The organism is Ruegeria sp. BC1 (genome assembly GCF_056539305.1).
This window is the reverse complement of sequence record NZ_JBQFUT010000001.1, coordinates 1,084,046-1,103,685: the sequence shown is the minus strand read 5'-3', so window position 1 is coordinate 1,103,685 and position 19,640 is coordinate 1,084,046. Positions and strand designations below refer to the sequence as shown.

General features: G+C 58.7%; 16 protein-coding genes. 3 read left to right on the top strand and 13 right to left on the bottom strand.

Annotation, left to right across the window (positions count from 1 at the left end; translation table 11 throughout):
- The first annotated feature begins 5 nt into the window (after positions 1-5).
- Positions 6-1,058: a tRNA 2-selenouridine(34) synthase MnmH gene (gene mnmH / locus ACR0IY_RS05530; protein ID WP_480671023.1), complete on the top strand. Its 1,053-nt coding sequence runs from the start codon at positions 6-8 to the stop codon at positions 1,056-1,058.
- Here mnmH and selD read toward each other — a convergent pair.
- Genes selD through ACR0IY_RS05495 form a run of 7 tightly spaced genes read right to left on the bottom strand, consistent with a single transcriptional unit; the run spans position 1,049 to position 9,142 of the window.
- Positions 1,049-3,208 carry a selenide, water dikinase SelD gene (gene selD, locus ACR0IY_RS05525; protein ID WP_480671021.1) on the bottom strand — a complete coding sequence of 720 codons (2,160 nt, stop codon included), beginning with the start codon at positions 3,206-3,208 and terminating at the stop codon, positions 1,049-1,051. The genes mnmH and selD overlap by 10 nt on opposite strands.
- Positions 3,209-3,213: 5 nt before the next feature.
- Positions 3,214-3,600 (bottom strand): Na+/H+ antiporter subunit G, encoded by a 387-nt coding sequence (locus ACR0IY_RS05520; RefSeq protein ID WP_480671019.1) that lies wholly within the window; start codon positions 3,598-3,600, stop codon positions 3,214-3,216.
- Between the two features lie 7 nt (positions 3,601-3,607).
- Positions 3,608-3,877: a K+/H+ antiporter subunit F gene (locus ACR0IY_RS05515; RefSeq protein ID WP_480671018.1), complete on the bottom strand. Its 270-nt coding sequence runs from the start codon at positions 3,875-3,877 to the stop codon at positions 3,608-3,610.
- On the bottom strand, positions 3,874-4,371 hold the full coding sequence (locus tag ACR0IY_RS05510; RefSeq protein ID WP_480671016.1) for a Na+/H+ antiporter subunit E: 498 nt from the start codon (positions 4,369-4,371) through the stop codon (positions 3,874-3,876). Before ACR0IY_RS05510 ends, ACR0IY_RS05515 begins: the two co-directional genes overlap by 4 nt.
- Entirely contained in the window at positions 4,372-5,916 is a 1,545-nt protein-coding gene (locus ACR0IY_RS05505) for a monovalent cation/H+ antiporter subunit D (protein WP_480671014.1), read from the bottom strand. It abuts the gene before it with no gap.
- On the bottom strand, positions 5,913-6,272 hold the full coding sequence (locus tag ACR0IY_RS05500) for a Na+/H+ antiporter subunit C (protein ID WP_480671012.1): 360 nt from the start codon (positions 6,270-6,272) through the stop codon (positions 5,913-5,915). The genes ACR0IY_RS05505 and ACR0IY_RS05500 overlap by 4 nt, the downstream gene beginning before the upstream one ends.
- The gene (locus tag ACR0IY_RS05495; protein WP_480671010.1) at positions 6,272-9,142 is read right to left on the bottom strand and encodes a monovalent cation/H+ antiporter subunit A; all 2,871 of its coding nucleotides are present in this window, start codon (positions 9,140-9,142) and stop codon (positions 6,272-6,274) included. Before ACR0IY_RS05495 ends, ACR0IY_RS05500 begins: the two co-directional genes overlap by 1 nt.
- A gap of 224 nt (positions 9,143-9,366) precedes the next feature.
- Between ACR0IY_RS05495 and ACR0IY_RS05490 the strand changes: the two genes are divergently transcribed.
- Both ACR0IY_RS05490 and ACR0IY_RS05485 read left to right on the top strand, forming a co-directional pair.
- Positions 9,367-9,840, top strand: coding sequence for a rhodanese-like domain-containing protein (locus ACR0IY_RS05490; RefSeq protein WP_480671008.1), 474 nt, complete (start codon positions 9,367-9,369; stop codon positions 9,838-9,840).
- Positions 9,837-10,652 carry a CE1 family esterase gene (locus ACR0IY_RS05485; protein WP_480671007.1) on the top strand — a complete coding sequence of 272 codons (816 nt, stop codon included), beginning with the start codon at positions 9,837-9,839 and terminating at the stop codon, positions 10,650-10,652. The genes ACR0IY_RS05490 and ACR0IY_RS05485 overlap by 4 nt, the downstream gene beginning before the upstream one ends.
- Here ACR0IY_RS05485 and mdoH read toward each other — a convergent pair whose 3' ends face one another.
- The 6 genes from mdoH to ACR0IY_RS05455 all read right to left on the bottom strand — a co-directional run bounded on the left by mdoH (position 10,653) and on the right by ACR0IY_RS05455 (position 19,607).
- A complete protein-coding gene (mdoH, locus tag ACR0IY_RS05480; RefSeq protein ID WP_480671005.1) occupies positions 10,653-12,521 on the bottom strand; it encodes a glucans biosynthesis glucosyltransferase MdoH in 1,869 nt (622 codons plus the stop codon).
- A complete protein-coding gene (locus tag ACR0IY_RS05475; RefSeq protein ID WP_480671003.1) occupies positions 12,518-14,017 on the bottom strand; it encodes an OpgD/OpgG family glucan biosynthesis protein in 1,500 nt (499 codons plus the stop codon). The genes mdoH and ACR0IY_RS05475 overlap by 4 nt, the downstream gene beginning before the upstream one ends.
- Entirely contained in the window at positions 14,014-15,231 is a 1,218-nt protein-coding gene (locus tag ACR0IY_RS05470) for an OpgC family protein (protein ID WP_480671001.1), read from the bottom strand. Before ACR0IY_RS05470 ends, ACR0IY_RS05475 begins: the two co-directional genes overlap by 4 nt.
- A 33-nt stretch (positions 15,232-15,264) precedes the next feature.
- Positions 15,265-16,635, bottom strand: a complete 1,371-nt coding sequence (locus tag ACR0IY_RS05465; RefSeq protein WP_480670999.1) for a tetratricopeptide repeat protein — start codon at positions 16,633-16,635, stop codon at positions 15,265-15,267.
- Between the two features lie 181 nt (positions 16,636-16,816).
- The gene (locus ACR0IY_RS05460) at positions 16,817-18,001 is read right to left on the bottom strand and encodes a CaiB/BaiF CoA transferase family protein (RefSeq protein ID WP_480670997.1); all 1,185 of its coding nucleotides are present in this window, start codon (positions 17,999-18,001) and stop codon (positions 16,817-16,819) included.
- Positions 17,988-19,607, bottom strand: a complete 1,620-nt coding sequence (locus ACR0IY_RS05455) for a thiamine pyrophosphate-binding protein (RefSeq protein ID WP_480670995.1) — start codon at positions 19,605-19,607, stop codon at positions 17,988-17,990. The genes ACR0IY_RS05460 and ACR0IY_RS05455 overlap by 14 nt, the downstream gene beginning before the upstream one ends.
- Positions 19,608-19,640: the final 33 nt, after the last annotated feature.

The window sequence follows — 19,640 nt, the reverse complement described above, 5'->3', positions numbered from 1 at the left end:
CTGACATGGCACTGAAATTCACGGACTTACCCAGCCTCTATGTGCATGACTTCGATACGGTGATCGACGTGCGCAGCCCGGCGGAGTTTGCCGAAGATCACTTGCCTGGGGCCATTAACCTACCGGTTCTTGACAACGAAGAACGCGCACGTGTGGGTACTATTTATGTGCAGCAAAGCCCATTTCTGGCGCGAAAGCTGGGCGCGGCATTGGTGTTCAGGAACGCCGCCAATCACATTGAATACAGCCTGTCGCACCACGAAGGCAGATGGAAACCACTGATCTATTGTTGGCGCGGCGGCCAGAGGTCGGGGTCATTCACCTGGATGTTGCAACAGATCGGATGGCGGGCCGAGGTGGTCGACGGCGGATATCGAACCTACCGACGGCTTGTAAACAGGTTCCTGTATGACGATCCCCTGCCGCACCGGATGGTTGTGCTGGATGGCTATACCGGTACGGCCAAAACCGATCTGCTGACCTGTCTGCAAGAGCGCGGTGTTCAGGTTCTAGATCTTGAAGAACTGGCCAATCACCGAGGGTCTCTGTTGGGCGAAATGCCGGGCGGGCAACCCAGCCAAAAGGCGTTTGAATCGGCACTGGCGGCAGCATTGTGCAGACTGGATGCAACCCGTCCCGTTGTCGTCGAGGCGGAATCGTCCAAGATCGGAACATTGATCCTGCCACCGAGCCTTTGGGCGGCCATGCGAGCGGCGCCACGCATTCAGATCAATGCTCCGATCGAAGCGCGAACCGCCTATCTGGTTGCGGCGTATGATGACATCCTGTCGGATGCTGATCGTTTGCGCGATCGCTTGTCTCCGTTGCGATTTCACCGTGGGCACGAAGTGGTCGATGGCTGGCTTGCGTTGATTGATGCAGGGGACAAACATGCGCTGACGCGGGCGTTGATGGAGCAGCACTACGACCCGGCTTATGCCAAGTCCCGCCGCGCGAAGACTGCCGAAGTGATTGCCCGGATCAAGGCTCCAGCGTTGGATGCTGCAAGTTTGCAGAGCACAGCGGCCAGTATTGAGCGGATGCTGGATCAGCTTTGAAGACGCATCCCCGGTGTGTCTGTCAGGTGGCCGATTATCACCGCCGGATAACCCGTTTTACGCAAGTCTTCGCACAATCCATACGCCTGTTCTGGCGCTACGGCAGCCAACAGTCCTCCGGCGGTTTGCGGGTCAAACAGAAGATCGGTTTTACCGCCCTTCGGCAAATCGGGCGCGGATGATCGGTTGTCATCGAATATGGTCGAACGCACCCCTTGTGAACTCAACTCCAGCGCGCCTGTCATCAAAGGGATCGCGTCCAGATCAATTGTCGCTCCACAGTCGGAGGCCTCGCACATCCACAGCAAGTGCCCGGCGAGTCCAAAGCCGGTCACGTCGGTCATCGCATGTGCGCCTGCCAGTATTCGCGAGGCGTCTCCTTGCGGTTGGATCATTTGCCGGAAGGCATCAGCAACCCAAGCGCCATCGGCCAGACCCGCCATTGCAGCAGCCATCAGCACCCCACTGCCCAACGGTTTGGTCAGGATCAACAGGTCGCCCGGTCGTCCACCCGAAAGGGTGATTGGATCGTTCTCGCACAGGCCCGTCAAAGTAAAACCGATGGTCATCTCATCGCCCATCGAGCTGTGTCCGCCGATAATCTCGGCCCCGGTCTCTTGGATGACCGTTTTGGCGGTTGTCATGATCTCGGCCATGGTCCGGTGCTGCAATGTGGGTGACATGCGCGGCAGGATGATCGTCGCCGTTGCCGCCTGGGGACTGGCTCCCATGGCCCATATGTCCCCCAGCGCATGAACGGCGGCGATGCGTGTCATCAAGACCGGGTCATCGGTAAATCCGCGCAAGTGGTCCGAAGTCATTACCTGCCGCACCCCTCCAACCGTCAGCAGGGCAGCATCATCTCCGGGCAGAGGCGTAGTGTCGGAACGGGTCGACGTGGGCAGGTCGCGTAGCACGCTCTGCAAGACACTGCGCCCGACCTTTGCGCCGCATCCGCCGCACATCGGTTTATCACCCAACGCATCCTCCATTCCTGCGGCGTGCTGTTTGGGCAGGGCCGGGGCGGGCATCTGGGGCAATTCCCGAAACCTGTTCATGAATGTCTGGTCGATGTGGTTCTTCCATTTCCACATCAACGGACCGCTGATCGAGGTGCCGAACCGTTCGGCCAGTGCGGATTTGCCACCCAGCGAGATCAGTTTCAGATAATCCCTCTGCGGTTGATACTGCCGCATGCGCCCGGCCCCCAGGGCGGCCCGCAGGTTGTTGTACAGAACTGGGGCTTCGCGCACCGCATACACTCCGGCCTTGGGTCTGGGGTTTTCGGTCAGATGGGCGCAATCTCCGGCAGCGAAAATCGACGGGTCGCTGGATTGCAGAAAACGATTTACCCGGATGTAACCGTCCTGCAGATCAAGCCCCGTTTGCGAGATCCATTCATACGGCCGCGCACCCGCAGCGCCGGTGACAAATGAGGCGGGAATAGAACGACCGTTTTCCAGTTCAACATGATCCTCAGCGATACGAGAAATCGGCGCCTGTTCGATCACGTCGATGCCCAGATCATCCATCGCCCCTCGGATAGTCGCGGCCGCCTTGTCTTTCGTCGCCGTCAGCGCCAAGGCGTTGTCAATCAGTGTCACCTGTGCCGCGCGGCCTTGGATGCGCAGGGCAAATGCCATAGCCATGACCAGCTCCACGCCCGCAACGCCTCCGCCGATCACAGCGACCGAGGCCGGGCCGGTGCCCTCAAGATAACTTGCCCATTGCGAGGCAAAAGCACCAAGCGGTTTGGCCGGGATCGCATGATCGGCAAAACCGGGCAGGGTGGGCATGTCCGAAGTGATCCCCACATTGACCGAGGCCACATCGAACGGCACGGGTGGGCGACCTGGAACGTGAATTTGCTGCCGCTGTGGGTCGATGCCTTCGACCGGCCCGAGAATGACACGCGCGTCGGCAAAACGGGCCAGTCGCACCAGATCAATGTCCAGTTCGTGCCGTTGGTAGTGACCAGAAACAAACCCCGGAAGCATACCAGAATATGGTGCAGTAGGACCGGGATTGATTACGGTCACGCGTGCGCCGGGCAGTGGGTTCATACCCCATTTGCGCAGCACAAGCGCGTGCGTATGCCCGCCGCCAATCAGAACCAAATCGCGGGTCAGGGGCAGCGGTGCTTGGTGCATGAAACTCAGGACTTGCTGTGGTCGGGTACGTCTTCGACCTGTTCGACGGCGTGGGTGGCCCAAAGCTCATCCTCGCCTGCATCCGGCAGATCGCCGGGCAATTCATGGCGGTGAATGTGCCACTTGGCAATGAACAGGGCCGTGATCGGAGCGGTCAGGAAAAGAAACAGCGTGATCAGCAATTCGTGCAGGGACAGGTGATGTTCGATCAATACCGAATGGAAAATCGAGGCCAACAACACGCCGCCCACGCCCAGCGTCGTCGCCTTGGTCGGCGCGTGCAGGCGGGACATCGGGTCCTTCAGTTTGATCATCCCGAAAGAGCCGACAAAGCCGAAAATGCCCGAGACGATCAGAAAGAAGGCGATCAGAAATTCGAAGATGAAACCCATGATGCCCTCATTCAATAATGTTGCCGCGCAGCATGAAGCGCGCATAGGCCACGGTTGAGACAAAGCCCAGCATAGCGATGATCATGGCGGCTTCGAAAAAGATCTCAGTCCCCAAGGCCAGTCCGTACAGGATCATCAGGGCAATTGTGTTGATGACCATCGTATCCAGAGCCAGAACGCGGGTGCCAACGCCGTCGGCGGTGATGATCCGCCACAGGCACATCATGATCGCGGCGCCAAAGCATGCAAAAGCAAAGAAAATCGCAAAGTCGATCATTCGAAAATCTCCTTCAGTCGACGTTCATAACGCTGTTTGATCTGATCGCGCACTTCGTCAGGGTTTGGTGCATCAAGGCAGTGAACCAGCAGATTATGCCCCTGCGCCGACAGATCGCAGCTGACCGTGCCGGGCGTCATAGTGATCGTTCCGGCCAGAACGGTGATTGCCTCAGGTGTGCGCAACTCAAGCGGGACGCAGATCCAGTTGGGTTGCCGGTCGGCATCGCGTTTGAACAGGATGATCCGGGCGACGGTAATGTTGGCTATGACGATATCCCACAGCACCACCAGCATATATTCCACGACCATCGGCCAATTGCGCAGCTTGGGGCGGTCAGGCCAATAAGGTTGGGTGATGAAGGGAATAATTATCCCAAGGATCAGTCCAAAAACCAATGAGTTCAACGAAGGCGAGTTCGCCAAAAGCATCCACACCAGCGTCAGCAGGATCGTCAGATGCGGGTGAGGGAATATCCGATGCAGAAGTCTCATTTATTCCTCTCCTCCCAGTACGGCCGAGATGTAGTTTTCGGGCGTAAATAATTGCTCGGCCGTCAGACTAGCGTAGTTCAGCGCGGGGCCTGCGAACAAGGTCAGCAAGACAAGGCCCAGAACGGCTCCGAAGATGGCTGTGAATGCCAGGCCCGGTTGCGGTTCGGGCGCAGGCAGCGCTACGATCTCTTCGTCGTTTTCTGGGTCGTGTTCCGTGTTGTGCTGCGCATCGTGGCTTTTCCAGAAAATCAGCGAGCCTGCCCGCGCCAGGCCAACAATGGTTACGAAAGACCCGATCAGGATCACCGCCCAGATTGCATCCGCGTCAGGCGCATCGCGGGCCGCGTCCAGCACCAACAGTTTGCCGATGAAACCTGACAGCGGTGGCATACCGGCCATTGCAATGGCGCCGACAAAGAACAGGGCCGAGATCAACCCGTTTTGCGGCATCGGGGCTTTGGGTGCGATGGCACCACCCCTGCGCTCCATCACCAAATCGGCCACCAGGAACAGCAGTGCCGTCGCCAAAGTCGAGTGATAGATGTAATACAGCGCAGCGGCAGTGGCGGTCTCGGTGAAAAGCGAAATCGCGATCAGCAAAGTGCCCATCGAGGTAATGGCGCAAAACGCCACCATGCGTGCGATGTGTTGAGCCCCCAAAATACCGATTGCCCCAACCGCCAGCGTCACCAGCGCCGCCGGTTGCAGCCATGCGCCTACAAGGCCCTGCGTTGCCTCAACCTCGGGGCCAAAGCCCAGTGTGTACATCCGTAGAATCGAATAGGCACCGACTTTGGTCATGATCGCAAACAGGGCAGCGACGGGCAGCGGAGCGTTGGCATAGCTGGCAGGCAGCCAGAAATGCAACGGCAGAACGGCGGCCTTGATGCAGAACACCAGCAGCAACAGCACAGCACCAACGCGCAGCAGCGCGGTATCTTCGGCAGGCAACTCGGCCACCCGCACGGCCATATCCGCCATGTTCAGCGTTCCGGTCACCGCATAAAGCGTGCCCAGAGCAAACAGGAACAGGGTCGAGCCCAGCAGGTTATAGGCCACATACTGCACCCCGGCCTTCAGCCGCACCGATCCACCTCCGTGGGTCATCAGACCATATGAGGCAATCAGCAGGACCTCGAAGAACACGAACAGGTTGAAAGCGTCACCGGTCAGGAAAGCGCCACAGACGCCCATCAGCTGGAAGTGGAACAGGGCGTGGAAGTGTTTCCCCCGGTCGTCCCACCCGGATGCGATGGCATAAAGAACAATGGGCAACGCCAGCAGGGCGGTCAGCAGCACCATCATGGCCGACAATCTGTCCAGTACAAGTACGATGCCAAAAGGCGCGGGCCAGTCACCCAGTTCATAAACCTGTATATCCCCGCCCGAAGCCTGAGCCGTGATGGTCAGAGCTATACCCAGCAGTCCGACAACGCCGGCGACGGAGAAGATACGTTGCAGGTCCAGATGGTATCGTAGGACCATGATGATGAACGGGGCCAGGATCGCGGGCAGGACGATCGGCGCAACGATCCAATGGTTCATGCGTCTTCTCCTGCGCCGTCCACGCTGTCTTGCGCGGTCATGTCGATATGGTCATCCTTGGATGAAAGATAGGCACTGAGCGAGATCATCACGATCACGGCCGTCATCCCGAACGAGATCACGATGGCCGTCAGCACCAGCGCCTGCGGAAGTGGGTCGGTATAAGTGACCTCTTCGTATTTGTTCAAAACGGCGGGGGCGTCCAGTGCCAGTCGCCCTGTGGCGAACAGGAACACGTTCACCGCATAGGTGATCAGCGACAGGCCCAGAATGACGGGGAACGTCCGGCGGCGCAGGATCAGGAATAACCCGGCTGCGGTCATGACGCCTACGGCTGAGGCTACGAGCGCTTCCATCAGGCCTGCTCCTTCTCTTGTTCTTCTTCTGGCGGGTCGTCCCGCAGCGGGTTGATATCCATCGGGAATTCCTGCGCCATACCCGGCTGCCAGGCGAACCGCGACAGGCTGTCCAGCGCCAGCATCACCGCACCCAGCACGGCGAGGAAGACGCCCGTGTCAAACAGGATGGCGGTGGCCCATTCGAACTCTTCCAGAGGTGGCCAGTGAAGGTAGCCGAAATCGCTGGTCAGGAACGGACGTTCATTGAACCATGCCCCGATCCCGGTGGCGGCTGCGATCAGCACGCCCCAGCCGATGGTGCCGTGATAGTAGAACCGCTGCCGCTCGATCGCCCATGTATATCCGCTGGCCATGTACTGCATCAGGAAGGCGATTGCGACGATCAGGCCGGCGATGAAACCACCGCCCGGCTGGTTGTGGCCGCGGAAAAAGATGTAGGCCCCGACCATTAGCGCAATTGGCATCATCACGCGGGTTGCCACGACCATCATCAGCGGATGTGAATCCCCCGATTGCGGCCAGTGCGGTTTTCGGTTCAGCAAATAGGCGCGGACGTTCGAGTTCAGAACGGCCTCGGTCAGGGCAAAGATGATTAGCGCGGCGATACCCAGAACGATGATCTCACCGAACGTATCAAAGCCCCTGAAATCCACCAGGATCACGTTGACCACATTGGTGCCGCCACCCCCTTTGTAGGAATTCGCCAGATGGAATTCCGAGATGGTAGGAAAGGCAAAGTCCCGCAGCATCAGCGCATAGATCAAAGCGCCCGAGCCAATACCGGCCACGACCGAAATACCTGCGTCCCGCCAGCGTCGACCTGCACTGCTGTCCCATGGCGTATCCGTGGGCAGGAAATTCAGCGACAGCAGGAGCAGGATCATTGTTACCACTTCGACCGAGATCTGGGTCAACGCCAGATCCGGGGCCGAAAGGTAGTTGAACGCCATCGACACTATCAGGCCGACAACGCCGATCAAGACCAGGGACAACAGGCGGTTGCGATGGCACCACATGATTGCAAGCGTCGCGCCAACGAGGCAAATCCAGCCGATGATCGGAATGATCGGCGCAGGCAGTGGATCACGCGTTTCAGGCCCGATGGAACCGGTCGCATAAGCGTAATAACCAAGGCCAAGCGTAAAGGCGATCAAAAGGACCGCATAACGGCTGATAACCCCATTGTGCAGCGTGTCGGTAATCCAACGGCTGAATAGGGTAAACGCTCCGATTACGGCGTCAAAAATAACCTTGGCTTCGGGCCGGGGCAGGGCATTCCAGAACTGTTCGCCACGGCGGTGAAGGGCAAGCAGGACCAGACCGCCCAGCGTTGCGAAAGCCGACATATAGAGCGCAGGCGTGAAACCGTGCCAAAGTTTGAGCGAATAGTAAGGAAGCTTCTCTCCACCGATTACGGCGCTTGAAACGACCGCGACGAGAGGGCCGACTAGGGCGGCCGAATAAAGGCCGATCAGCACGACCAGTACGACAAGGAAGGCCGGGGCAAGCCACAGTCCGACAGGCGGATCATGCGGATGCGCGGGATAGTCCTTGCGCTGTGGTCCCAGAAAGACGTGGCCGACAAAGCGGAAGGAATAAGCCGCCGAAAACAGCGCTGCCAACAACGCCAGGCCGGGAACCAGATAGTGGGAATGCAGCCACGTGGTGTGAACTGTCTCCTCCAGCATCATTTCCTTGGACAGGAAGCCGTTCAACGGCGGCAGGCCGGCCATCGAAAGGGCGGCAGTGGTGCCGATGGTAAAGGTGATCGGCATCAGCTGCCGCAACCCACCCAAACGCTTGATGTCCCGGGTGCCGGTCTCGTGATCTACGATCCCGGCGGTCATGAATAGCGCGGCTTTGAACGTCGCGTGGTTAATGATGTGGAATATGGCCGCGACGACTGCAATCTTGGTGCCAAAGCCCAGCAGCATCGTCACCAGACCCAGATGCGACACGGTCGAAAATGCCAGCAATGCCTTCAAATCGTCCTTGAACAGGGCAATGCAGGCCCCGATCAGCATGGTTACCAGACCTGTGGTCGCAACTATATAGAACCACGCATCCGTGCCAGCCAGCACCGGCCACATCCGCGCCATCAGAAACAGTCCGGCCTTCACCATCGTGGCCGAGTGCAGGTAGGCCGAAACCGGTGTCGGCGCGGCCATTGCGTGGGGCAACCAGAAATGGAACGGGAACTGCGCGGATTTAGTGAAACAACCCATCAGGATCAGGATCAGCGCGGGCATGTAATAGGGCGAGGCCTGAATCAGCTCTTTGTTTTGTAGGATGACGCTCAGGTCGTAGGACCCGACTATATTGCCAAGGATCAGCATCCCCGCAATCATCGCCAACCCGCCACCACCGGTCACGGCCAGCGCCATGCGTGCGCCCTGACGTCCTTCAGGCAGGTGTTTCCAATAGCCGATCAGAAGGAATGAGCTTAGCGATGTAAGTTCCCAGAAAATAAGCAAAAGAAGGATATTGTCAGACAGAACAATTCCGACCATCGCCCCCTGAAACAGCAGCAGATAAGAATAGAACTGTCCCATTGGGTCTTCGCGTGACAGGTAGAATCTCGCGTAAAGAATGATCAGCAGTCCGATCCCAAGAATCAAAAGCGCGAACAGAAACCCAAGCCCGTCCAGCATGAAATTCGCGTTCAGCCCCAACCCTGGAATCCAGTCGAACTTTGCAGTTACGACCTCTCCACGCATGACCGACGGGATGTGAATCAACAGCCCCATTAACGCCAGAAATGTCGTCAGCCCCGCGGCCGATGCTGCTGCGTTTCGTCCTGCCCGTATCAGAAGGGCTGGGAAAACAGCTCCGAGGAAGGGAAGGGCCGCGATGAGGAATAGGGACAAGTGCGATACTCCGATCTGAGCGGTCAAAAGTGGTACTGATTTTGTAAGGATAATTTTCTAACTGTCCAGCGATTGCAAGGTTTTCACGTCCTTCAGCGCCCGAAAAGACAAATGCGAATTCGAGTGTGAAACCTGACGCGAACTTGATCCTTCAGCTAAATTTCGACGCAGATTCGTGATCCAGGGTGTGATAAAAGCATCGGGCCAGTACAGGAGGGTACGACGTGGCGAAAAAGGCAAGCCGAACGCGCCGATGGTTTCTTTTGGGCGGTGTCGGAATTGTGGCAGCAGGCTTCGCCCTTCGGGAATTTCATCTGAACCCTCCGGCATATGCCGGCAATAAGCTGAGCGTCGTGGATGCGCACAACCAGGCTTCGGTCGGAAATATAGTTTTGGTGGATATTCGTACCCCACGGGAATGGCAAGCCACTGGCGTGGGCGCTGGGGCTCACCCACTGGACATGCGTCGCGAAGACTTTGAACAAGCCTTGGCGCAGTTGGTCGGCGGCGACCAGAGCGCCCCAATCGCACTGATTTGTGCGCGAGGGGTGCGATCAGCCCGGTTGAGCAACCGATTGACCGAGGCTGGGTTCACAAATGTTATCGACGTACCCGAAGGCATGCTGGGCTCTGCTGCAGGGCCCGGATGGGTACGTGCCGGTTTGCCGGTTCAACACGATACAGGAGAAGCGGGATGATCCGGGCATTTACTTTAGCAACCGGGCTGGCGCTGGCCGGGCAGGCGGGACTTGCAGCTTGCGCGGATCAGGAAGGCGTGTGCGAGACCGCATCAGGCGGATATCACATCGAATTGCCTGAGGGCGATAACCCGCCTTTGGTCGTCTTCCTGCATGGGTATGGCGGCTCGGCCGTTGGCACGTTGAAAAACCGCAGCATGGTCGAGCCGTTACTGGCGCGCGGCTACGCGGTGATGGCCCCAGAAGGGTCAGAACGGCATGGCCGCCAAAGCTGGAACTTCTTTCCCGGTTGGGAAGGACGGGACGAAACCGCCTTTCTGACCGAAGCCGTGCAGGACGCATCGGACCGGTTCGGGATTGATACGGACCGGGTTGTTCTGGGTGGTTTTTCTGCCGGGGCGTTCATGGTCTATTATCTTGCCTGCGCCGCTCCTGATACGTTTTCGGCCTATGTTCCGGTGTCGGGCGGGTTCTGGCGTCCACATCCCGAGGCTTGCAAAGGTCCGGTGCGGATGTTCCACACCCATGGCTGGACCGACAACGTCGTACCTCTGGAAGGGCGCATTCTGGGCGGAGGCCGCTTCCATCAGGGGGATATCTTTGCTGGCCTGGAAATCTGGCGGGTCGCCAATGGCTGCGCCGATACCAAGCCGAGCGGTTTTTCAACCACCGGCCCATTTATGCGCCGCTATTGGACGGGATGCGATGATGGCAGCATGCTGGAGTTCGCGCTGTTTCCGGGCGGGCACACCGTTCCTAACGGATGGGCCGACATGATGGTTGATTGGTACGAGGGCCTGCCAGGCGGTTGATTACTCGGCAGGGGTCATGGTGCCTTTGCCCTCGATCACATTCTTCAATTCAGTCCGGTAACGACGCGCGGACCGAGTGATGGCTGGCTCGTGAAAATCCTCTTTCATCCCGACCATGCGCCGCGCCGCCCCGGCAGAAACGCCGCTGAGGGCAGACAGAGGGATTGCTAGCGCAAGGCTGATGGCAATCGGTGCCAGCCAGATCGAGACGAGGCCGGACAGAATACCGGCGCTCAGCGCGATGCCACTGACTGTTTCCAGCCCGTGACACAGGATCAGCGTTCGCACGCTGTAGCTGCCGCCATCCCGCGCCTGTGGGGACCAACCCTTTTGCATACCCAACGCGGTGCGGAACACGGCGATCATCTGTTGCACCATCAGGATCGGGGCGTAGAGGATCGACAGGACCACCTCGGCCAGAAATGAGGTCAGGAACTTGGAGCCGCCGCCGAAATCAGCATAGCGCACACCGCTGAGCGGAAGGGCCAGAACGCCCAGCACTTTTGGGGCCAGCAGCATTGCATACATCACCAGAATGATCAGCACGTGACGCGTTTCCGACATCTCGGGCCATTGCGGGAACAGCGGATTGTCGGGGCTGAAATAATGCAGAACCGAGGCGTCCTCGCCCTGACCGATCAGCGCCCACATCACCAGCAGCGCGAACCACAGCGGCGACATCAGATAGCCTACCGCGCCGTGGAACATATGAAACCGTGACACCGCCCGGAACCCGACCGATCCCAGAAGTTTCAGGTGTTGCAGGTTGCCCTGACACCAGCGCCGATCCCGCAGGGCATGGTCGATCAGGGTGGGCGGTGTTTCCTCATATGAGCCCCGGATGCGCGGCAGGAACCGCACACCCCAACCGGCGCGACGCAGAAGGCCGGCTTCGACAAAATCGTGACTCATGATCAGCTTTTCCTGACCGTTCATCGCCCGCAGTTTCGGCAAACCCGCGCTCGAGGCAAAGGCCCGGGTGCGGATGATCGCGTTGTGACCCCAATAGTTGCCCTCTTGCCCACACCAGCGCGCCAAACCTTCGGCAAAGGCGATGCCATAGACGCCATTGGCGAATTGTTGCATCCGGGCGAAAACCGATTGGGCACCAATCAGTTGTGGATAACTCTGAATCAGGCCCGCACCGGAATCGCGTGCTAGCGAATCCGTCAGGCGCAAAATGGCACGCCCGGTCATAAGGCTGTCGGCATCCAGCACCAGCATTGCATCCCAATCGGCACCCCAGCGGCTGACCCAGTCGGCGATGTTGCCGACCTTGCGGTCCGTGTTCTGCTCGCGGCGGCGGTAATAAAGCTCCAGTCCCGGGGCAAGGGTGGTGCGCAGTGCCTCGATACTGGCCTGTTCCTGCGCGGCGATCTCGGGGTCGCGGGTGTCGGACAGGATGAACATGGCATAGTCATGCTGCCCACCAAGCGTGCGCAGGTCTTCCAGCATCGTGCGGGCATTGCCCAGCACGTTCCACGGCACCTCGTTGTAGACCGGCATCAACAGTGCAACACGCAGCGGCTGAGAACGCCCCTCGCGTTTGGGCTGTTCCTGTCGGGACAGCGACACCATGCCTAGCAGAACTGTGCAAACCGTGAAGGAAATCCAGAAGAAATTGAATGAGATCAACGCCAGCAAGATCCCTTCAATCAGGTTGATCCCTTCGGCGCCGAACCAGTCGGTCATTACCCATAGTAGGCCCAAAGTCGCGGCCATCGCGGGTGAAAACGCCAAAGCGCGCCAGAAGCCGGCCGAGGCACGTTTGCCTTCGGGAACCTGTGCATCCCGGAACTCCGCACTGAAATCCTGCGCGGGCATGGCCAAGGGCGCCTCGGGAGGCATGATATGTAAATCGCGGCTCATGAAGTCCAACGGTAGAGCCAGACCTCAGAGGCTGGCTGTTTGTCTTTTAGCAATTGCGCGCGTAGTTCCACGTGGTTGCGGTCGCCTGGCTGGAATGAAAACGCTAACCGCAGCCCGCCGGTTTCCGGGTTGCGCTGCAACACGCCCTCGGATGTCTCGGCATGGGGCGAGTTCACGAAGATTGTCATCGCCTCGAGGTCGTCGAACAACTCGGAGGGTTCAAAATCGATAACGGCCAGTCGACCTTCACCAAATGTATTATCCCCCATGGACGTATTGATCACACGCGGCATCGGCGTACGCTGTGGCTCTTCACCCCAGATCAGGCGATAAGACAGATCGACCTGACTGCCTGCCGCATAAGGTTCCATTGGTCGCCAGTAGGCGACGATATTGTCATAGATTTCCTGATCAGCTGGAATTTCGACCAGTGTCACCGAGCCCTTGCCCCAATCATCACCGGGTTCGACCCATAGGCTGGGACGTTTGTGGTAATTGGCCTCGAGATCGGCGTAGTCGGAGAATTCGCGTTTCCGCTGCATCAGGCCGAACCCGCGCGGGTTCATATCGACAAATGATGAAATCTGCAGGCGGGTCGGGTTGGCCAGAGGTCGCCACAGCACCTCTCCGGCGCCATTGCGGATCAGCAGGCCGTCGCTGTCATGAACCGCGGGGCGGAAATCGTCGAACCGGTTGTGGTTGGTTTGATCGTACAGGAACATCGACGTGCCGGGAGCGATACCGACATGGCTAAGTTCCTCACGCGGAAACAAGGTGGCCTGAACGTCCATCACGCAGTCGGCCCCGGCGGAGATGTTAAACCGATAGGCCCCGGCCACGCTGGGGCTGTCCATCAGCGCATAGACAACCATATCCTGCTGACCGGGTTTCGGACGCTCCAGCCAGAAGCGGATGAATTCTGGGAATTCCTCTCCATCGGGGTCACCGGTTTTCAGGGCCAGACCACGGGCGGACAAGCCGTAAACCTCGTGCAGACCAATGGCGCGGAAATAGCTGGCCCCCTGGAAAACACAAAACTCATCCGTCTTGCCGATGCGGTGCATTTCCGTGCGCAGACGAAAGCCCGAGAACCCCAGCGTTTCGTCGATAGGCAATTCCGGCACATCGTCGGACGTATCGAACATTTCCAGATCAAAGGCGACCGGCGTGGCGATGCCATCCTCGACCGTTGAAACCTTGACCGTGCGCGGGAAGTACAGGCCGGGCGTAAAGAAATCCACGTTGAAGGGCGTATCGGTTTCGAACCAAAGCGCCTTGTCCAACCGGAACCGGATCTCGCGATACTGCTGGTATGTCAGGTCCAGCCATTCCTGCGGAACCATCTCGCGTTCGGCATAGGGGCGGCTGGCCAGATCACGGGCCATCGCAATGACATCGTTGCCGTCAAAAGGAGACTCACCCCCGGTGGCAAACGTGGCTGGCGCGAGGAAAAGCGCCGAAGTCGAGGCCAGAAATGCGCGACGTGTAAAATTCATTTTTTAGACTTCCATGGGTGTGACTTGAACCACGCCGCGAGATAAGCAACGCCGATGATCATGGCAAAGCCAATCATGTTTGCGACAAACACACTGGCAACATCCCGCCCACTCAGGTCCAGCCCGACGCCGATAAGTCGCGCTGCTGCCATGGAAAATACGAACACTGCAAGCGATTGCTGACCAACCTTGGTGATCACGGCCAGCAGGAACTGCCAGAATTTGGCCGCCGCACCCTGACCGGTTGCAATCAGGCGATGGCCGTGTTCACCGGCTGCGACCCAACCAAGATAGGCAAGCGACAAGAAGTGCAGATAGCGGAACAGGCCGAAGTCCGTCTTGCCGCGCAATCCTTCTGTCAGTGCCCAAACCTTGCGGATTTCGCCGGCCAGATCAGGGGCCGCCGTGTTGATCCAGGTGAAGACTTTCCAAGATCCGAAGGGCATCGAGATAATCAGGAACAAAGCCGCCACCCATATCAAGGTTTTGGAAACTGGCGGAGCCGGTATCCAGCCGCGCATGAAGGCAAAGCCGGTGAAGAACAGCAATTGCCACCCGAAGGGGTTGAAGAACCACTGACGGTCCGACCACGGCTCGGCCGGAAGATCCAGATAGTCGTACTGGGCCACTAGCCAGATTGCGACTGATGTCACGGCTACCGCCCAGAACCCGATCCGCGACAGAGCCATGAAAAACGGCATCAATGCCAGAACCACCAGGTACATCGGCAGGATGTCAAAGTAATTCGGAACATAAGTCAGGGTGAACAAACCGACGATTTGCGGGGCTGGGTCGTTAAAGAAATGCTGAAGGTTCAGGGATGAGATATAGTTTTTTTCGAACAGTCCGCTTTGGTTGAGCGCGGCCATGGTCATGGCGACAAAGAAAAACAGCCCGATATGCGCCCAGTAGACCTGCCAGATGCGAAAGGCCACGCGAGCCGTGCCTACCCACCAGCCCTTTCGCAGGAATGTCCCACCAAAGGCAATCGCTGACGCCATTCCGGAACAAAACACAAAAATCTCGGTCGCGTCCGAGAACCCGAACCGTGCGGGAATCCACTTGGCCCAGGGATCGTTGGGAATATGTGCGATCAGGATGATAAACATCGCAATCCCGCGATAGAAGTCCAGGCGCGGGTCGCGCGTGCGGGCAGGGGCGGCCGCCGAAGCGGTCACCGGAGCAAAATCAGAAGCGGGCGATAAAGTCGCCATACGTTTTCTGTCCTTCTTGGTCTTTATTGTTTGTTATTCAGCCGGGACGCTTTGTGCGTCTCGGTCATCGCGGGCCGCGTCAATTAATGCGCGGCGCGCCAGTGCGTAATTGTCCTCGCCCCCGGCTCGTTTGGCGCGGCGGTCGTCAAGGATGCGCTCGACAGCATCCAATTGGCCCGCGCGCAGGCCGGAATCAATTGTGATGCGCTCGAATACATCACGTTGGGCGTGGCTGCCACCTGCCAGTTGCATTCCATTGCGTGCACTCGACAAAAAGTCGAACGCCTCGCCGTAAAGGCCGTCGCCAAAGGCCTCAAGCCCCTTGGCAGCCGCAACGCCCGGGTCGGACATGCGGATCGGGGTGTCCCCCTGATTACGTTGCGCGTCTTTCTGGATGCGCTGCAAAATCTTGCCAGTCGCATCCGAGCGGTTGTCGCCCGTCAGCGCCAGAAGATAATGAAGATCGGCAAAGATCAGACAGCCATCCTCGGTCCGGGCGGCGCTGAGATCGGCCAGCTCTTCCCAGCGGTTGCCGACATCGATCCCTTCAAGCTCTAGCCGTGACAGCAGCGAGGTCGCGTTCGAGATATCCCGGTAGTCATCGGTTTTGTCCTGGCGGATGTACTGGTCGTACAGTTCCATCACCTGATCGACCTGACCCAGATCCAGATGCATCAGCGCCTTGTGCCACCAGACGTGATAGCGAAAATTGTTACAATGCGCCCAGGCGTCCTCACGTCCAGCCAGCCAATCCAGGCCCAACTGCGCATTGCCCGTCATCTCATGTACATGTGCCACGGCATGCAGGCCCCAGGCATCGTCCGAGACCATCCACAGCGCCTGACGCCCTGCAATCTCGGCCTTTTCGTAGGCACCTGTTTCTTCCAGCGCGAAGGAATGGCAGCCCAGCAGATAGCCGCGTCCGGGGTGGTCGGGTTCATAAGCGGGCAGAACCCGCTCAACCGATCGGCGCATTCCGGCCGGGTCGCCCAGCACAAACCGCGTGGCATGGCTGAGTTTCATCGCCAGTGTGTCTTGCGGGTGGGCACGCAGAATCTCTTCGAATTTCTGAATCGCCTGCGAAGGGAGGTCAGCCAGATACAGCCCCAGCGCCTCGACATACATCCGTTCCCGCGCCGAGACTGGTTGGCGCTCCATCGCAGCGTTTGCCGCTGACAGTGCCTCGACCGCGACGGGCATCATCTCGCGCCGACCTAGCAGTACCATGAACAGACCTTTGACGGCGTGACCCAGGGCAAAGTCTGGTTCAAGCTCCAGCACTGTTCCCAGATGTTGCGGTGTGACGGCCGCGTGCGCCATGAACCCAAGCAGAACACCATTCCACGCCTCGACGCCAGCCGGCTGGCTGAGGGTGTTCAATTGTCCAAAAACGTCTTGTTTCATACTGGCGGTCCGATCCAATTGAGAGTTTCTTCAATTATCGATTTAGCAGAGACTCTATCGGCGTCGTATCAGTATCGCCCTTGCTCTCGAATTGGTGAAAGGTCGTGTGTGGAAAACTTGAAAAAAACCGCCGATTCAACGGCATGTTTCAGCAACATGCCGCCGAAATAGGCACAGTGTTTCAATCTTCGAATGGGTTTTCGGCGTCAAGAACAGCCTGTGTGTCAGCCCCGAATTCGGGCGGAGCACTGCGATACGTGACAGGTGTGCGCGACAGTTTCAGCGGATTTCCGATCAGCTGGACCTCTCCCGGGGCGGCCTGCATGGCGATCTGCATCTCGCGGGCCGCGACCTGTTTGGTGGCAAAAACCTGATCCATGGTCTGCACCGGCCCAACAGGCACCTTGCGGGTTTCTAGTTCTGCGATAACGGTGGCCATGTCATGGCTCCGCAGGGCAGGGCGCAGTACCGCGTTTAACGCGTCGCGATGTTCCAGACGGGCTGGATTGGTGGCAAATCGCGGATCGTCGGCCAATTCATCATGCCCGATGAATTCGCAAAAGCGCCGGAACTGGCTGTCGTTGCCGACGGCCAAAATGACGTGGCCGTCAGAGGTTTTATAAACCTCGTACGGTACGATGTTGGGGTGTCCGTTGCCGCGGCGCTGAGGCACTTGGCCCGAGGTCAGGTAATTCACGCCTTCATTGATCAGCCACGCGACCTGCGCATCGACCAACGCCAGGTCGATTTGCTGACCTTCACCAGTCTGATCCCGGTGGTGCAGCGCCGCCAGAATGCCAACGGTCGCATACATGCCGCACATGACATCGGCGATACCAACACCCACTTTCATCGGTGCGCCGTCGGCGTCACCCGTCAAAGACATGATTCCTCCAAACCCCTGCGCCATCAGGTCATAGCCCGGTTTGGATGAATTGGGGCCGGTCTGGCCGTAGCCCGAAATCGAGCAATAGACGAGGCTTGGAAACTCTTGCGACAAGCTTGCGTAATCCAGCCCGTATTTCGCCAGCCCGCCGGGTTTGAAGTTTTCGATCAGGATGTCGGCATGCGCGGCAAGCCGTTTGATCTCGGCCTGTCCTTCCGGCGTCGCAATATCGATGGCGACGGATTTCTTGTTGCGGTTGGCCGACATGAAATAGGCACTCAGGTCCGAGCGGTTGCCGTCGGCATCCTCGACATAAGGAGGGCCCCATTGGCGCGTGTCATCACCCCCAGTGGCGGGGTTTTCGACCTTGATGACACTGGCGCCCAGATCACCAAGCAGCTGTGTACAGGTTGGTCCCGCCAGAATACGGGATAAGTCCAATACTTTAACGCCCTTGAGTGGTCCTTCAGATCCGGCCATCATACCCTCCGCGTTCAATTTCGGCCGCTATAACAGTGAACTTGTCAGCCATCACTGCGTCATTGAGCGCCGCGCGCAGTTCGCCTCGATTGCGGACGGTATGGCCATAGCCTCCAAAAGCCCTACCCATGGCAGCAAAGTCGTGGTGATCGAAATCTACCCCTTTGTTACCCATCTGCCGCTGGCGTTGTTTCAGCTCGATCAGGGCAAGGCTGGCGTCGACAAAAACCAGAAAGATCGGGTTGCCGCCCATTTCGGCGGCAGTCGAAAGTTCCCCGGCGACCATCAGGAACCCGGCATCGCCTGAAAAGCTGATGACTGGGCGCTTTGGCTCGACCAGTTTCAGGCCAATGGCCATCGGAACCGCGCAGCCCATAGTGCAGAGCGCTGAAGATTGGATCAGCCCGCGTTCTTCGTGGCAGTTCCACATCTGACTCAGCAGGATGCGGTGTGCACCACTATCGGCTGTAGCCAGTGTTTCAGCGGGCAGCACCGCGCGCGTTTCCGCGATAACCGCCGCGGGCCCCCATTCGTCATCCGTTGGGAATGCTTGCGCTAAAGCGGCCTTGGCCTGCGCGGGCTCGCCACTCGGCCATGTCGCGCGTGCCGGATTCCCCTTGGCGATTGCCTCCAGCGTCGCCCCGGTATGCGCCACCAAATTCAACCCGGCCTGATGCATATAGTGGTCATTGACCACAGCTGAGATATCGATGACCCGCTTTTCCTCGGGGTCCCAGATTTCGCGCCAGCCAGGGCGCATTTCGATGGGATCATAGCCCAGACAAAGAACCAGATCGGACTGTTCGACCAGAGGCACAAGATGTTTATCGGCCAGTGGTGAAAGACCCGCGCCGACCAAGCACAAGGGGTGATCCTCAGGGATGACACCTTTGGCCTTGTAGGTGGTGACGAAGGGAATACTGAAATGCTCCAGAAACGCCTGCACGATGTTGCGCGAGTCATCGTAAAGAACATCCAGCCCTACAATCGCAATGGGGCGTTCAGCCTCGGCCACCCAGCGGCGGGCTTTCTCGACGCAGTTGCCTTCTGGGGCCACGGCGGCGGCCTTAGTAAGACGGCGGCGTTTGACACCTGATACCCGCGTATCGGCGACCGAGATTGGTACGTCGATATGCACTGGTCCGGGGCGCGGCTGCGTGGCCAGCGACACCGCTTTGTCTGCAACAATGTCAGCGCCCTGAGCCGTCAGTGTAAACGTTCCCTTGGTGATTGGGCGATAGATCTGTGTGTGGTCCATCACTTGATGGGTGTAGGTCAGCGCCTCATCCGCGTCGACGCAACCCGTCAGCACAATCATGGGCACCCGGTCCTGCAAAGCGTTGGCGACCACGTTGATCCCGTTCATCGCACCGGGGCCAAGGGTGGCGACAAGTATCGCAGGCGCACCGTCGCGATGGTGGACGGCTTCGGCCATGAAACCGGCCGAGTTTTCGTGCTTGGTTAGGTGAAAGGTGATGCCAGCCTGCTCGAGCGCGTTCACCAGGGTCAGAACCTCGCCACCTGGCATGCCAAAAGCGTGGCGGCATCCGGCTTCAAATAATCGTTGGGCTAATAAGTCAGCTGCACGGGGGGACAGGTCCTGCATCAGTCTTGCTCCGAGTTTCGTGTTATGAAGCAG

Coding starts and splice junctions, on each gene's coding strand:
- mnmH (WP_480671023.1), top strand. CDS start 6: ATGGCACTGAAATTCACGGACTTACCCAGCCTCTATGTGCATGACTTC.
- selD (WP_480671021.1), bottom strand. CDS start 3,208: ATGCACCAAGCACCGCTGCCCCTGACCCGCGATTTGGTTCTGATTGGC.
- ACR0IY_RS05520 (WP_480671019.1), bottom strand. CDS start 3,600: ATGGGTTTCATCTTCGAATTTCTGATCGCCTTCTTTCTGATCGTCTCG.
- ACR0IY_RS05515 (WP_480671018.1), bottom strand. CDS start 3,877: ATGATCGACTTTGCGATTTTCTTTGCTTTTGCATGCTTTGGCGCCGCG.
- ACR0IY_RS05510 (WP_480671016.1), bottom strand. CDS start 4,371: ATGAGACTTCTGCATCGGATATTCCCTCACCCGCATCTGACGATCCTG.
- ACR0IY_RS05505 (WP_480671014.1), bottom strand. CDS start 5,916: ATGAACCATTGGATCGTTGCGCCGATCGTCCTGCCCGCGATCCTGGCC.
- ACR0IY_RS05500 (WP_480671012.1), bottom strand. CDS start 6,272: ATGGAAGCGCTCGTAGCCTCAGCCGTAGGCGTCATGACCGCAGCCGGG.
- ACR0IY_RS05485 (WP_480671007.1), top strand. CDS start 9,837: ATGATCCGGGCATTTACTTTAGCAACCGGGCTGGCGCTGGCCGGGCAG.
- mdoH (WP_480671005.1), bottom strand. CDS start 12,521: ATGAGCCGCGATTTACATATCATGCCTCCCGAGGCGCCCTTGGCCATG.
- ACR0IY_RS05475 (WP_480671003.1), bottom strand. CDS start 14,017: ATGAATTTTACACGTCGCGCATTTCTGGCCTCGACTTCGGCGCTTTTC.
- ACR0IY_RS05470 (WP_480671001.1), bottom strand. CDS start 15,231: ATGGCGACTTTATCGCCCGCTTCTGATTTTGCTCCGGTGACCGCTTCG.
- ACR0IY_RS05465 (WP_480670999.1), bottom strand. CDS start 16,635: ATGAAACAAGACGTTTTTGGACAATTGAACACCCTCAGCCAGCCGGCT.
- ACR0IY_RS05460 (WP_480670997.1), bottom strand. CDS start 18,001: ATGGCCGGATCTGAAGGACCACTCAAGGGCGTTAAAGTATTGGACTTA.
- ACR0IY_RS05455 (WP_480670995.1), bottom strand. CDS start 19,607: ATGCAGGACCTGTCCCCCCGTGCAGCTGACTTATTAGCCCAACGATTA.